The sequence below is a fragment of the Rhizobium sp. MHM7A genome (genome assembly GCF_005862215.1).
GTDB lineage: Bacteria > Pseudomonadota > Alphaproteobacteria > Rhizobiales > Rhizobiaceae > Rhizobium > Rhizobium bangladeshense.
The window spans coordinates 170502-185142 of record NZ_VCHT01000007.1 but is presented as its reverse complement, the minus strand read 5'-3'; the positions used below and the strand labels follow the sequence as shown (position 1 = coordinate 185142).

Genomic DNA, 14641 nt, shown 5'->3' with positions numbered 1-14641 from the left:
CACGGTTCTGCCGCGTCCAATCAGTTATGTTCCGGAGTCGTGCTCTAGCGACGAAGGGCGTTCAGAAGCGGCAGCGAGGGTTCGCCGTCCGGCGGCATGCCGATGCGCTCCTGCACCGCCGATATCGCCGCTTTCGAACCCGACCCGAAATTGCCGTCCACCTCGCCATTGTAATAGCCGAGCGTCTTGAGGCGGGTCTGCAGCTCGAATTTCTCGGTGATGTCGAGAGCGCCGTCAGGACGCGGCCAGCGCTGCTGCATGCCGCCATAGCCGGCGATCTGGTCGGCCAGTAGCCCAACGGCAAGCGCATAGCTGTCTGACGCATTATAGTTCTTGATGGTGAAGAAGTTTGCGGTCATCAGGAAGCCGGGGCCGCCGGCCCCGGCCGGCATTTTCAGCACGGCTTTGGTTCCGCCATCGCGAAAGCCCTTGCCATTCGGACGTTTCACGCCGAGCTCCGCCCATTGAGCCAGAGTGTGGGTCTTGCCGGCTTGTTTGGCTGCTGCCGCGGGAACGACGACTTCATAACCCCAGGTCTTGCCGGTATCCCAGCCATTCTTCATCAGCAGGTTGGCCGAAGTCGCAAGCGCATCCGGCACCGAGTTCCAGATGTCGCGATGACCGTTGCCGTCGGCATCGACGGCATAAAGCAGGTAGCTCGTCGGGATGAATTGGGTGTGGCCCATGGCGCCCGCCCAGGAGCCGGTCATCTCACGCGCCGGCACATCTCCGTTCTGCAGGATCTTCAGTGCGGCGACCAGCTGCTTCTTTGCGAACTTGGCCCGGCGCGGATCGGCATAGGCGAGCGTTGCCAGGGCGCGTGGAACGTAATGCAGCCGGTCATCCTTCTCCAGGATCGCGCCGTAATTCGATTCCATTGACCAGATCGCGAGCAGAATGCTCTTGTCGACGCCGAAGCGCTGCTCGATCGCAGCAAGCGTCCGGGCGTGTTTGGCGGCCATCTCGCGGCCGATCTTGACCGTATAGGGATTGACGCGCGAATCGACGTAGTCCCAGATTTTCGAGGTGAATTCCGGCTGATAGGCCGCTTTTTCGAGCACGGTGGGGTCGGGCTCGCTCACCCCGGAGAAGGCCTTTTGATAGGTTGCCTTACTGATGCCACTCTGAGCGGCTGTTTGGTAAAAATCCGCGATCCATTTCTGGAACCGGGAATCAGCTTTCGCGTTGTCGGGGACCAGGCCTACCTGGGCGGCGACAACGAGGGCGAGAGCAAGACCTCGAAGGGAGTTTTTGTGATTCTGGATCATCGACAGTCGTATCCGTCATCTTCAGTTTTCGGTGCAGCAGGGGCATCATGTCCGCCCAGACCCGAGACTACAGGAACGGAGTCAACAAATTCTTTACCATGGCGGTCCGCTGCGGTCACCATTGCAAAACAGTAGCAATTATATACTAAGTCAGACGTGAACGGCTTTATTTAAAAGGCGATTTAGTCAAAGCAGGAGGCCTGTGTGGCGCATCACAATAAAGTTCGTAAGGCAGTTTTTCCGGTGGCAGGGTTGGGAACGCGATTCCTGCCGGCAACGAAGGCTGTTCCGAAGGAAATGTTGACCGTTGTCGACAAGCCAATCATTCAATATGTCGTCGATGAGGCGCTGGAAGCAGGAATCGAGCATCTGGTCTTCGTTACCGGACGCAACAAGCACATTATCGAAGACTATTTCGACATTCATTTCGAGCTGGAGCAAACGCTGCGCGAGCGCGCCAAGGAGGCGGAAATCACCCTTCTTGCCGAGCAATTGCCGAAGGCGGGAACGGTTAGCTTCACCCGCCAGCAGGAGCCACTCGGCCTTGGCCACGCCGTATGGTGCGCCCGCGAAATCGTCGGCGACGAACCTTTCGCGCTGCTGCTGCCCGATATGATCATGAAGGGCGACAAGGGCTGCATGAAGGGGATGATCGACCTTTACGGCCAGAGCGGCGGCAATATCATCGCCGTCGAGGAGTGCGCGCCCGACCAGGCGCATAAATACGGCATCGTCGGCGTCGGCGAAGCGATCGGCGATGGCTTCCGCATCACCGGCATGGTGGAAAAACCCGCCAAGGGCACGGCGCCTTCCAACTTCTTCATCAACGGTCGTTACATTCTGCAGCCGGAGATCTTCAACATCCTCGAAACGCAGGAGCGTGGCGCCGGCAATGAGATCCAGCTCACCGACGGCATGCTGAAGCTGCTGAAGGAACAGGATTTCGCAGGCTACCACTTCCGCGGCACGACCTACGACTGCGGCGCCAAGGACGGCTTTATCCTGGCAAACGTCGCCTACGCCCTCGAACGCGCCGATATCCGCCCGTCGGTCGAAGGCGGCTTCAAGGAATTGATCGCAGGGCTGAAGTAAGGCCTCCCAATCCTATCCGTGATAAACGCCGCGCCTCCCATCGGATGCGCGGCGTTGTCGTTTTTTTGCTTTATGCATGCCGTTGTCCCAAAACCGCTGCACACTGTTGGGCGACATGCTTTAGCGTTTCAGCTTGAGGCCGACGCCGGCGCGCCATTGCTGCGAGTCGTCGCCGTGCTTGCGCGTCGTCAATTCGTAGCCGAGGGTGCTGGTGAGATCGAGGTAGCGGTTGATGTTCCAGATCAGGCCGGTCGCCGCAGTATAGACGATCTCATCGTTGACGGTGCTGTCGGTCGGATAATCGCGCCATATGACGCCGCCGATCATGGTTCCGACGAGATTGTCTCGCAGCTGGTGGGTGACCGTCGTCGTCAGCGCATGCGAGACATAGCCGCTCTCGCCGGCAGTGGTCGAGGGTTGGATGCTCGTCTGCAGGTCAAGATTGACGTCGGTGCCACGAATCGGCGACCAGAGCAGGCTCGCATCGAGCGTGGCCGTGTCGATCGAGGCGAGCCGGGTATCTTCGAAATCCGCCATCTCGTAGCCGACGCCGACCTCACCCTTCAGCTTTTCGCCGAGGTCGACCTCGACGCCGGCCTTGGCGCCGTAGCTGTGGCCTGAGCGTTCGTAACCGGCGAAATCGCGCGTCTCGTCATAAACCGTGCGACCGATCGTGGCCTCGACGAAGGGGATGAGCGCGGGCGACAGTTCGTAGCCGACGCGGCCGCGCAGTGTGCCCGTCGTCTGGTCGCGATCGCTCAAGGTTACAGTCGTGCCGTTCGCAAGAGTGGCGTCGGAATAGATCGATCGGCTCAGCGCCAGCGCCGTCGTGCCGCGAAGGATGCCGAAATCGCGCTGCACCGAGGCCCCAGCGGTGAACTCCTGCACATCCGACTGCTGCGTGGCATCGGCGATGGCGTCGGGATCGTCCGTATCCTCGCGATAGAAATTGTAGCCCGCCGTAAGGTGCGCGACCGTGTCGTCGGGAAGGTCCAGCCGGAGATCGCCGTTGACCTTGAAGGACGGCTGCTCCTCGCCTTCGCCGCTGATATTCCTCTGCCAGGCGCCTTCAGAGGTGACGGTCAGCTGGTGCCGTCCCCAGTCGGAGGTGAGCGTTGCGGCTGCATCCGTTTCGAGGAAGGCGCGCCGTTGCCTGGTATTGCCGTCCTTGGTGGTCTCGGTGTTGATGCTTTGGGTCACGCTCGGGCGAAGCACGAAGGTGCCGATTGGAATGCCGGGCGTTTCTGCCGTCGAGGCACTTTCGGCAGCCCTGCGAGGCGGTAGCGTTTCGTCGATCCGCGCTTCACGGGTGTTCAGCCGTCGCATGTCCTCATCGAGGATGGAGCCGGTAATGTCGTCGTCGGGTTGCGTGGCCGGTATGGCGGGCCTCTGCCCGGTATCGCTCGAGTTTCCTGCGGTGCCCGTTGCCGCAGGAGCGGTGGCAACGTCGGCTTCGTCATCGAAGCCGGCAGTTGAGGCATTGTTCGTGGTGAGATTGTCCTGGCTGGTGGAGCGGCTATTTGCAGGCTGCCGTGATGTAGACTGTGCGAGTGCCGCAGTCTGGCAAAAAAGCAGGGTGCTGAACGCAGTAAAGCAGACGACACGCCTCATCGCGCGGAGCGGCGTCACACTGCTCTTCTGTTTTGGCTGGCCCATTAAATCGCCTGACATGCTTTCGGTTCTTACTCAAAGGTAAAGCCTTGTGGTTAACCATTCGTTGCCGCCGGCGAGTGCTGTTCACAACTCGGAAATGGCGCAGGGTGGACTTGGAAAGTGAAAAGGTCTAACGCATCTGCATGAACAGAAGAGCGATCAAACTCGTTGAAAATAGCGTGCTCGAATCGGCAAAACGCACGATAGAGACCGAGAAACGCGGTCTTGAAGCGCTTGAACGCGCTTTTGACAACGGATTGGCCGGTCCTTTCACCCGCGCCGTCGAAGTCATCGGGGACATCTCCGGGCGTGTCATCGTCACCGGCGTCGGCAAGAGCGGCCATATCGGTACCAAGCTGGCGGCGACATTCGCCTCGACCGGCACCCCTGCCTTTTTCGTGCACGCGGCCGAAGCCAATCATGGCGATCTTGGCATGATCGCGCGCGACGACGTCGTCCTGGCGATTTCCAAAGGCGGCGAGAGCGCCGAGCTCAAGAGTATCATTTCCTTTACGCGGCGTTTCTCGATTCCTCTGATTGCGATCACTTGCAGCGAAGGCTCATCGCTTGCGACGGCCGCCGACATCGTGCTTCTTGTGCCGAACGAACAGGAAGCCTGCCCCAACGGGCTCGCGCCGACGACCTCGACGCTGATGCAGCTTGCACTCGGCGATGCATTGGCGGTTGCCCTCCTGGAGGCAAGGGGCTTTACCGCCACCGATTTCCACGTCTTCCATCCCGGCGGCAAGCTCGGGGCGAGCCTGACTCATGTCGCCGACATCATGCATACCGGCGAGAAGCTGCCGCTCGTTGCCAAGGGCACGCCGATGCCGGAGGCGATCACGGTGCTGTCGCGCAAGCATTTCGGCTGCGTCGGCGTACTCGACGAGGATGGACGGCTCTGCGGCATCGTGACTGACGGCGACATGTCGCGCAACCTGACCCGCAATCTTGCCGAGCTTGCGGTCGACGACATCATGACGAAGACCCCGAAGACGGTGAAGCCGACCATGCTGGCGACGGCGGCCCTGGCACTGCTCAACCAACACCACATCGGCGCCTTGATCGTCATCGATGAGGACAGCCGGCCCGTAGGGCTGGTGCATTTCCACGATCTGCTGCGGATCGGCGTCGCCTGATCAGGCTCGGTTGTGATCAGATTGGCTCGACTCTCAGGTCGCGGCCGTTGCTCGAGACCACCTTCACCCGCGTTCCCACAGGAAGATCAGGTCCCATCACCTGCCACAGCGTATCATCGAGGCGGATGCGGCCGCGGCCCTCGCGGATCGGCTCCTGCAGCGTCGCCGTGCGTCCGACGAGGCTCGCGCCGCGCTGATTGAGGAAGGGCTCGTCGGTCTCGGCGCTGCGCAGCGTCAGCCGGCGGCCGGCAAAGGTCGTGGCGACGGCGAGAAGCGCAAAAAGGATCGCCTGGAGTTCCCAGACCCAAAAGGCGCTGTCCCAGAAGAGCAGCGACAGTGCGCCGACGATCAAGGCGGCGAGGCCGATCCAGACCAGGAAGAAACCAGGCACGATCATTTCGGCGGCAAGCAGCACAAGGCCTGCAACCCACCAGCTCCACGGACCGAGTTCGGCGATGATCTTCGCCAGCATGGCTTATCGCTCCTGATCCGGATTGAAAGGATTGGGCGCCGGCGGATTGATCGGCGGCGTCGAGCGGACCGGCGCGGGACGCGGACGCGGCGGAGGCGGCGACGGATTGCCGGCGTCACCGAAGACTTCGCGGGCGATGGCGCCGATGCCGCCGAGCGAACTCAGGATGGAAGAGGCTTCCATCGGCATCAGCACGATCTTGGAATTGGGGGCCGAGCCAACCGAGGCGAGAGCTTCGGTGTATTTCTGGGCAACGAAATAGTTGATCGCCTGGACGTCGCCGGCAGCAATCGCTTCGGAGACCATCTTCGTCGCCTTGGCTTCGGCCTCGGCCAGGCGCTCGCGGGCTTCGGCGTTGCGGAACGCGGCTTCGCGCTGGCCCTCTGCCTGCAGAATGGCGGATTGCTTGGCGCCCTCGGCCCTGAGGATCTGCGCATTGCGCGCGCCTTCGGCTTCCAGCACCTGGGCACGCTTCTCGCGCTCGGCCTTCATCTGGCGGGCCATGGCATCGACGAGGTCGCGCGGCGGCTGAATATCCTTGATCTCGACGCGGGTGACCTTGATACCCCAGGGCTGGACGGCCTCGTCGACGACGCGCAGCAGCCGGTCGTTGATCGCATCGCGGTTGGAAAGCAGTTCGTCGAGATCCATCGAGCCCATGACCGAGCGGATATTGGTCATGGTGAGATTGAGGATGGCGTTTTCGAGGTGAGAGACCTGGTAGGCGGCTTGGGCGGCGTTCAGCACCTGATAGAAGGCGACGGCATCGGCGGAAACCGAAGCATTGTCCTTCGTGATCACCTCCTGGGTCGGTACGTCAAGCACCTGCTCCATGACATTCATGCGGGCGCCGACACGCTCGATGAAAGGGGTGATGAGATTGAGGCCCGGCTCCAGCGTGCGGGTGTATCGGCCGAAGCGCTCGATTGTATAGCGATAGCCCTGCGGCACGGTCTTGATCCCGGCAAAGAGCACCAGAATAACGAAGATTACCAGCACGATCACGACGATGTCGAAGCCGCCCAACAGCATGAAGAATTCCTCCCATCGGCGCGTGCATGCGCGCCTCACAACTGATGTGGTGAGTTAGCATGTTCTTCGCGAGGAAGAAATGACGTAGGGAAGTTCCACCTAAGAGCGAAAAGGAGGTCGGGCCGCCGCAAGATTTTCGACGGCCGCTCGACGCCGCTTCCGAAAAAGCTTCTCAGATCCAGCCCTGCAACTCGCGGCGAACGACCTTTTCCAGCACCTTCATGCCATCTTCGCTGTCGTTGAGGCAGGGAATATGGGTGAATTTCTCGCCGCCGTTCTCGTGGAAAGAATGCGCGGCTTGCTCGGCGATTTCCTCCAACGTTTCCAGGCAGTCGGAGACGAAGCCGGGATTGATGACTGCTATGCGCTTGACGCCGTCCTGAGCGAGCTTTTCCACCGTCTTATCGGTATAGGGTTGCAGCCATTCCTCCGGCCCGAAACGGGACTGGAAGGTGACCATGAAGTTTTCCTTGGTGAGCTCGAGCCTTTCGCGCAGCAGACGGCCGGTCTTCTGGCACTGACAGTAATAGGGATCGCCCTGCTTGAAATAGGACATCGGAATGCCGTGGAAGGAGGCGAGCAGCACGTCCGGCTTCCAGTCGAGCGTCGAAAGATGTCTTTCGACGGACCGGGCGAGGGCTTCGATGTAGGTCTCGTCGTCGTGATAATCGGGCACCGTGCGCAGAGCCGGCTGCCAGCGCATGGAGAGCAGCTTCTGGAAGGCCTTATCGTTGACGGTGGCCGTCGTTGCCGCCGCATATTGTGGATAGAGCGGGAAAAGCACGATCCGGTCGCAGCCTGCTTCCTTTAGCGCGTCGATACGCGAGGCGATCGACGGCGTCCCGTAACGCATCGCCCAATCGACTTTGACGTCGGCGAGATCCTGCAGGCGCTCAGCCATCAGCTCTGACTGGTTACGCGTGTAGGTGCGGAGATAACTTTCGTTCTTCTCCTTGTTCCAGATCAGCTCATAGGCCTTGCCAACCTTCTGCGGGCGTCTGTTGAGCACCACGCCGAACAGGATTGGGTACCACTTCCAGGGCGACCATTCGATGACGCGGCGATCGGTCAGGAACTCCTTGAGATAGCGGCGCATCGACGTGTAATCGGTGCCGTCGGGTGTCCCGAGATTGACCAGCAGCACACCGATCTTGCCTGATCTTATGGCCGGATGGTCCGCCGGACGAAGTGATATATCTGCAGTCATTGTGATCCCAACGCTTTGTGTCCGTCGGCTTATACGCAGCCTCGGGATCTTGGTTCACCCTATAGAAAGAAAAGCCGGCCCGGGAAACCCCGGACCGGCGGATGGCATCGGGACAAATCGTCTTACTTGGCTGGAACCTCGATTTCCTTGCCGATCGTCAGCTGGCGCGGGTTCGGGCTGCCGTTGGCCTCCGAGAGCTTCCGCCAGAGTGTGCCGTCGCCATAGAAGCTGACGGCAAGATCCCAGAACGTGTCCCCGGCCGCGATCACGTGAGTGGAAGGCGTCGTTGCGGCGGGCGCGGAGGCTGCCGGAGCCGGTTCCGCGGCGGGAGCGGGAGCTGCAGGTGCCGGCGCGGCCGGTGCCGCAGGGGCAGGCTCGGTGGCGGGTGCGGGTGCAGCCGGTGCCGCGGGGGCAGGAGCGGGCTCAGTGGCCGGCGCAGGCGACGCCGGCGCGGGAGCAGGAGCTGCCTGTTCGGCAGCAGGCGCCTGTGCCACAGTCGCGCCGATTTCGGTGACGCGGCCATCGGTATAGGGCTTATACGGCGAATGAGCGGCCAGGTATTCGGCGGTCACGTCGGCAAGGTCAGGGCCGAAATCGTAAGCGTTCTTGCCTTCCTTGAAGATCGAATAGCCGTCGCCCCCGGCCCGCATGAAGTTGTTGGTGGCGATCTTGTAGGTTTTGGCCGGGTCGATCGGCGCCAAGCTGTCGCCGTCCTTCACATGAACATCGCTGACGCGGCTGCCGACAGGCTTCGACTGGTCGAACGAGAATTTCAAGCCGGCGACCTGCGGAAAGCGGCCGGCGCCCTGGTCGATCTGGCTGACACCGTTTTCGAGCGCCTTGACGATATCCGCGCCCGTCGCCTCGAAGGTGGCGAGGGTGTTCTGGAACGGCAGGACGGTGATGACTTCGCCCTGGGTGACATCGCCGCTGTCGATCGAGGCGCGCAGGCCGCCGCCGTTCTGGAAGGCAATGGTGACGCCCTGGTTCTTGGTGCGGTCCAGCATGGCGTCGGCCACCAGATTGCCCATCGAGCATTCCTTGACGCGGCAGACCTTGCGGTCGCCCTCTATTGGACCCTCGGAGGAGCCGATCACTTTCTTGCGCAGTTCCTCGATCGGTTTTGCCAGTTCGGTGACGCGGGTGACGACGGCCGGATCGGGCGTGAAGGACGAGTCGATCAGGATCGGATCGCCCTTGGCATCCTTGACGACGCCATTATCGTCGAAATTGACGACGATGTCGCCGAGATACTTGCTGTAGGAAGCGGCCTGGACAACCGGCACCTTGTAGCCGCCGGGATTATCGGCCATCGTCGGATAGGGACCTTCAGCCTTCGGATCGGTATTGGAGAGCAGGCTATGGGAGTGGCCGCCGACGACGACATCGACGTCCGGAATCTTCGCGATGATAGCGAGATCACGGGGATAGCCGACATGGGTCAGCGCGATGATCTTGTTGACACCCTGGCCTTTCAGGTCCTGGACGGCTGACGTGATGGTCTCAACGTCGTCGGCAATCGTGACATTCGGGCCGGGGGAGGAAAGCTCTGGCGTATCATTGGTGACGGCGCCGACGATGCCGATCTTCTGGCCGCCGACATCGAGCACGAGCGAGGGCTTGATGCGGTCACCGAGCTTCGAGGCGGTGCTTGCCTTGACGTTCGCTGTGACGACAGGGAATTGCACTTTGTCGAGGAAGGTCGCAAGCCCGTCCTCGCTATCGTCGAATTCATGATTGCCGACGGTCATGGCGTCGAACTTCATCATGTTCAGGAATTCGGCTTCGGCCGCGCCCTTATAGGTGGTGTAGAAGAGCGATCCCTGGAAATTGTCGCCGGCATTCAGGAGAAGGACATTCTTGCCCGATAGCGCCTGACGGCGCTGGTCGATCGCGGTCTTCAGGCGGGCGGCGCCGCCGAAGCATTCCTTCTTGCCTTCCTCTTCGGCCGAGCAGGTGGAATCGAATTTGTTGATCGATTCGATGCGGGAATGGAAATCGTTGATATGAAGGATATTGAGTTCAAAATCTGCAAAGGCGGCGCCCGCGCTCAGCGCCAGCATGGACGCGGTCAAAAGACCGAAGCTAAAAGACTTCGTCATCCCTGTTCTCCTGATTGACGCGAGAGATCCCCCTGATCCCCGCGATCCCTTCCATAGTCTGCCGGGATCAGTTTCCCGACACTCAGATGTTCCATGACACGGCATATGACTGCAAGGGAAAGCTGGGCCAGGCGGCACGCTTTCCAAGGGGGATGGGACAAAAAAGCCGGCTGCCGGCAGGGCTAAGATCAATAGCTGCAGGTGGCAGTCGCCACCGGCAGCGGCGATGCCCTGGGCACGATCGAGATTGGCGGGCAGAACGACGGCAAATGCGGCAAGCGGTATTGCGCACAGCAGAGATGTAACCGGCGAAGGCCCGCATGCTTAGCCTATTGCCTTATCCTTCAGCCGCGGCGGGAAAGCGTGAACTGGGCGCCGGAATCAGAGGTGCAATTGAGCTGGCTAGGATTGACGAGGGCACAATTGACCTTCGATTGGGTCTTGCGCACCAGCGAGGTCATATTGATCTCTACCAGCGTCGGCGATGTATTGATGTAGGTCCCTGAGGCGAGAAGTTGGTTGCTGTCGGTGGTGCGGGTTGTGAACGTACCACCCTGGAAGGTGGAAACGATACCGTTCGGATCGCTCCAATTGCCTTCGACGCCGGTGGTGGCAGGCGCGGCCGCAATCGGCATGGGGCGCGGCTCCGGTGAAACGCAGGCGACAAGAATGGCCGCTGCACCGACAAGAACGAGACCAGTTCTGATTTTCATGAGGCTTCTCCCGGGGAATCGGCGTGGCGGTCACCCGCCAAGTTCGGGCAAAACATGGCGTGCACCCGCTCTGATGGCAAGGCTTGGAGCTGCGGCGTCGGCATTTATACAGCCAGCGTTACAAAAATGCCCGCCTTGCGGCGGGCATTGTCCAAATCCCCTGCGGGCGATCTCAGCGAACGAGAATATTCTTGAACTGCCAGGGATCCTTGGTGTCGATATCCTCGGGGAAGAGGCCGGGACGGCCGTCGAGCGGGGTCCAGTCGGTGTAGTGTCCTTCGACCGGACCGAGATAAGGCATCTGCACTTCGAGGCAGCGCTTGTAATCGATCTCGTCCGCTTCGACGATGCCGGCGGTCGGGTTTTCCAGTGCCCAGACCATGCCGGCGAGAACGGCGGAGGTCACCTGCAGGCCGGTGGCGTTCTGATAGGGCGCGATGCGGCGGGTTTCTTCCAGCGACAGGCGCGAGCCATACCAATAGGCGTTTTTCTCATGGCCGTAGAGCAGGACGCCGAGTTCATCGATGCCGTCCTCCAGCTCGTCCTCGTCGAGAACGTGGTGGACCGGCTGCGAGGTGCCGCCATTGCCGAACATCTCGTGCAGCGAGAGCACGGCGTCGTTCGCCGGATGGTACGCATAGTGGCAGGTCGGCCGGAAGGTCACTTCGCCGTCCTTGTCACGGACCGTGAAGTAATCGGCGATCGAGATCGATTCGTTGTGGGTGACGAGGAAGCCGTATTGCGGGCCGGGGGTCGGGCACCAGGTGCGCACGCGGGTGTTGGCGCCCGGCTGCTCCAGATAGATCGCCGCCCTATTGCCCTTCTTGTGCTTCTTGGCGTTCTTCGGCATCCACTGCTCGTGGGTGCCCCAGCCGAGTTCAGCCGGCTGCATGCCCTCGGAGATGAAGCCTTCGACGGACCAGGTGTTCCAGAACACGTTGAGCGGCTTCGGGTGCTTGGTGCGCTGGGTGTCGCGCTCGGCGATGTGGATGCCCTTGACGCCCAGCTTCTTCATGAGCTTGGCCCAGCCTTCGCGATCGTGCTGATCCGGTTCCTCGAATTTGAGGCCGATATCATGGCCAAGGTTGACGAGCGCCTGCTTGACGAACCAGGAAACCATGCCAGGATTTGCGCCGCAGGTGGAGACGGCGGTGGCGCCGCCCGGGTTTTTCGCCTTTTCCTTGCGCACGGTCTCGCGCAGCGCATAGTTGGTGCGCTCGGCGTTGCTCATGCCCTTGTCGAAATAGAAGCCGAGCCAGGGCTCGACGACCGTATCGATATAGAGAACGTCGAGCTTGCGGCAGAGCTTGATGATGTCGAGCGAGGACGTGTCGACCGAGAGGTTGACGCAAAAGCCCTGGCCTTCGCCTTCCGTGAGCAGCGGCTTCAGTAGCTCCTTGTAATTATCCTTGGTGACATATTCCTTGATGTGGCGAACGCCGTGCTTCTTCAGGATCTCCATATCGGAGGGCTCTTCGCGCGGGTCGATGACGACCATCCGGCTCTTGTCGAATTTGAAGTGGCGCTCGATCAGGGGCAGGGTGCCGCGGCCGATGGAGCCAAAGCCGATCATCACGATCGGACCGGTAATTTCGGCATATACCGGATAGTTCTGTTCCGTCATTCTTTTCTCCTGAGGAAGGGGACGAAGGCGCGAGGCCCGAAGAATTCTTTTGAAATTGCCGCAGAAATTGCGAGGTGACCGGCTCTAATCATAAAACGACGTCACAATAAAGGGTGTTGACGGGGAAAGGCCAAATATCAGGCGACGAGATCAACCAACTGGAAATCAACGCTTCAGAATTTCCAGACCTTCGGCGGTTGTCGTCACGGCGATCTCTGTAATTTCGTATTCGGCGACGCCATGGATGGCGAAGGGATCGGCGGCGACATAGGCTTCGATTGCGGCGCGGTCGCCGATGGCAAGAATGGCGCCGCCGGTGCGCGGCACCTTGCGGCCGGAGGCGAGGAACCAGCCCCTCGCATATCCCTCCTTCACCCAGGCCATGTGCGGATCCATGTGCCTGTCGGCTTCGTCGTTGGATTTCACGTAGGTGAGGGAGAGGATGAACATAATCAGCTCCTGAGGAGATTTGCGCGGATCAGCCCGCGCAGCGAGTTGCCGAGGTAAAGCGTGCCGGTATCGAGATCAGCGAGCGTCAGTCGGCCGACACGCGCCCTACGCCCGCAGATGAGTTCGGTACGCAGTACGCCGGCGAGCAGGCCGCAGGAGATCGGCGGGGTCCGCAGGATGCCGGATCCGTCGTCCAGGAAGATGGAGGTGATGGTGCCCTCGCAGACTTCGCCGCGCTCGTTCAAAAGGATGACTTCATCAGCTTCGGCAGGCGTATATTCGGCGCGCGCAGCTTCATAGACGGTGCGGCGCGTTGTCTTGACGCGCAGCAGTCTGTCGGTGGAGTCGAGGCAGGTTTCGGCGGCGCGGACGGTCCAGATGGTTTCGGATAGCAGCGGGACGAAGGCGGCGCTCGACACCTCGATGCGACCTTGCGGATCGAAGGTCAGGCGGACGCGCAACGGGCCGCCAGCGCCGGCAACGGCTGCTTCGAGCTTCGTTTGCGCATCGGTCGGTTGGGGAAAACCGAGGCGGCGAGCGGAGCGCAAAAGCCGGGCGAGATGCAGGCGCAGGCGGATGAAGCCGTCGCCGGGCTGCCAGCGCAGCGTCTCGATCAGCGAGAAATCGATCATTGCGCGATCCACTTGTCGCCGACCGCAAAGCGGGCCTTGAGCAGGCATTCCTCATATTCGGCTTCGGCTGTGGAATCGAAGACGATGCCGCCGCCGACATTGAATATCGCCCTGCCGCCGTCGAAAAGTGTGACGGTGCGGATGGCGACGGAAAAACGCATTGCGCCAGTGGGCGAGATCATGCCGATTGCACCGCAATAAGCGTCACGTGGGTCATCCTCGAGGGAGTGCAGGATTTCCATCGCCCGTATCTTAGGCGCACCGGTGATCGACCCACAGGGGAAGAGGGCGGCAAAGATGTCGCGGATCGATAGGCCGGGTCGAAGTCTTGCCTGCACATGGCTGACCATCTGATGAACGGTCGGGTAGGTCTCGATCTCGAAGAGCTTCGGGACGTCGAGCGTGCCGACCTCGGTGATGCGGGAGATATCGTTGCGCAGAAGATCGACGATCATGCGATTTTCCGCCTGCGTCTTGATATCGGCACGCATCGCATCGATGATTTCGGCATCCTCGGCCGCTGTCGCGCCGCGTTTTGCCGTACCCTTCATCGGATGAGTCTCGATCCAGCCCCGCTCGTCGGTGCGGAAAAACAATTCGGGCGAACGCGAGAGGATGACGGGACCGCCGAGATCGACAAGCGCGCCATATTTGACCGGCTGGCGCTCGATCAGTGACCAGAAGGCGGCGCGGGGGTCGCCGCTCCAGCGTGCCTCGACCGGCATGGTGAGATTTGCCTGATAGGCGTCGCCGAGCCGCAGGTGCTCATGAAGGCGGTCGAAGCGCTCTTTATATATAGGGAAATCCCAACGGGCCTTCGGTGCGGTGAGGAATTCCTCGTTTTCGAGACGCCGTTCGGGCTGGGCGAGCGGATGCGTGTTCGACTGCGGAGCATCGAATATGCCGAAACAGAGGAGCGGTGTTTCGCGACCTTCCGCGGCGAAGGAAGCGAGTTTTTCCTCAAAGAGATATCCGGCCTCGTAGGACATATAGCCGGCAAGCCATTTGCCCTCGGCCTTAGCCTCTTCCATCCTGATAAGCCCGGTAAAAAATTCGGCGCGCGTCTTGGCAATGATGATCTCGGCCGGCTGGGCGAAGAGCATCACCTGGCCGGTAGTGTCGTCACGGAAGAGAATATAGGGGTCAGACATGGTTGCCCCGCGCATCTTGTTTGTTATCCGATGCTGGCAAGTGTTTTGTTTTTTTCGCGGCAGGCCGAGACATCGGCAATCACAGAGGACAGGGATGAGGGAGAGG

Annotated in this window: 13 protein-coding genes; 2 read left to right on the top strand and 11 right to left on the bottom strand. The window is 60.9% G+C overall.

Annotation, left to right across the window (positions count from 1 at the left end; translation table 11 throughout):
• Nucleotides 1-44: 44 nt before the first annotated feature.
• On the bottom strand, nt 45-1268 hold the full coding sequence (locus tag FFR93_RS22870; RefSeq protein ID WP_064708733.1) for a lytic murein transglycosylase: 1224 nt from the start codon (nt 1266-1268) through the stop codon (nt 45-47).
• 204 nt (nt 1269-1472) lie between these two features.
• Here FFR93_RS22870 and galU point away from each other — a divergent pair, with 204 nt between their 5' ends.
• On the top strand, nt 1473-2360 hold the full coding sequence (gene galU / locus FFR93_RS22865; protein WP_138394881.1) for a UTP--glucose-1-phosphate uridylyltransferase GalU: 888 nt from the start codon (nt 1473-1475) through the stop codon (nt 2358-2360).
• Nucleotides 2361-2480: 120 nt separating this feature from the next.
• On the opposite strand, the gene FFR93_RS22860 is transcribed toward galU, so the two are convergent.
• Nucleotides 2481-4016: an outer membrane beta-barrel protein gene (locus tag FFR93_RS22860; RefSeq protein WP_138394999.1), complete on the bottom strand. Its 1536-nt coding sequence runs from the start codon at nt 4014-4016 to the stop codon at nt 2481-2483.
• Between the two features lie 140 nt (nt 4017-4156).
• Between FFR93_RS22860 and FFR93_RS22855 the strand changes: the two genes are divergently transcribed.
• Nucleotides 4157-5152 (top strand): KpsF/GutQ family sugar-phosphate isomerase, encoded by a 996-nt coding sequence (locus FFR93_RS22855; RefSeq protein ID WP_064708736.1) that lies wholly within the window; start codon nt 4157-4159, stop codon nt 5150-5152.
• Nucleotides 5153-5168: 16 nt separating this feature from the next.
• On the opposite strand, the gene FFR93_RS22850 is transcribed toward FFR93_RS22855, so the two are convergent.
• The 9 genes from FFR93_RS22850 to FFR93_RS22810 all read right to left on the bottom strand — a co-directional run bounded on the left by FFR93_RS22850 (nt 5169) and on the right by FFR93_RS22810 (nt 14535).
• The gene (locus tag FFR93_RS22850; protein WP_064708737.1) at nt 5169-5624 is read right to left on the bottom strand and encodes an NfeD family protein; all 456 of its coding nucleotides are present in this window, start codon (nt 5622-5624) and stop codon (nt 5169-5171) included.
• A gap of 3 nt (nt 5625-5627) precedes the next feature.
• Nucleotides 5628-6656, bottom strand: a complete 1029-nt coding sequence (locus tag FFR93_RS22845) for an SPFH domain-containing protein (RefSeq protein WP_064712181.1) — start codon at nt 6654-6656, stop codon at nt 5628-5630.
• 172 nt (nt 6657-6828) lie between these two features.
• Complete coding sequence (gene hemH / locus FFR93_RS22840) at nt 6829-7863, bottom strand: ferrochelatase (protein WP_138394880.1); 1035 nt, start codon at nt 7861-7863, stop codon at nt 6829-6831.
• Nucleotides 7864-7985: 122 nt separating this feature from the next.
• A complete protein-coding gene (locus tag FFR93_RS22835; protein ID WP_138394879.1) occupies nt 7986-9965 on the bottom strand; it encodes a 5'-nucleotidase C-terminal domain-containing protein in 1980 nt (659 codons plus the stop codon).
• A 344-nt stretch (nt 9966-10309) separates the two neighbouring features.
• A complete protein-coding gene (gene omp10 / locus FFR93_RS22830) occupies nt 10310-10678 on the bottom strand; it encodes an outer membrane lipoprotein Omp10 (protein WP_064712179.1) in 369 nt (122 codons plus the stop codon).
• A 172-nt stretch (nt 10679-10850) separates the two neighbouring features.
• Nucleotides 10851-12302, bottom strand: coding sequence for a homospermidine synthase (locus FFR93_RS22825; RefSeq protein ID WP_138394878.1), 1452 nt, complete (start codon nt 12300-12302; stop codon nt 10851-10853).
• A gap of 165 nt (nt 12303-12467) precedes the next feature.
• Nucleotides 12468-12752, bottom strand: a complete 285-nt coding sequence (locus FFR93_RS22820) for a YciI family protein (RefSeq protein ID WP_064708742.1) — start codon at nt 12750-12752, stop codon at nt 12468-12470.
• Between the two features lie 2 nt (nt 12753-12754).
• Nucleotides 12755-13384 (bottom strand): aminotransferase class IV family protein, encoded by a 630-nt coding sequence (locus tag FFR93_RS22815; RefSeq protein ID WP_138394877.1) that lies wholly within the window; start codon nt 13382-13384, stop codon nt 12755-12757.
• A complete protein-coding gene (locus FFR93_RS22810; protein ID WP_138394876.1) occupies nt 13381-14535 on the bottom strand; it encodes an aminodeoxychorismate synthase component I in 1155 nt (384 codons plus the stop codon). The genes FFR93_RS22815 and FFR93_RS22810 overlap by 4 nt, the downstream gene beginning before the upstream one ends.
• Between the last annotated feature and the right edge of the window lie 106 nt (nt 14536-14641).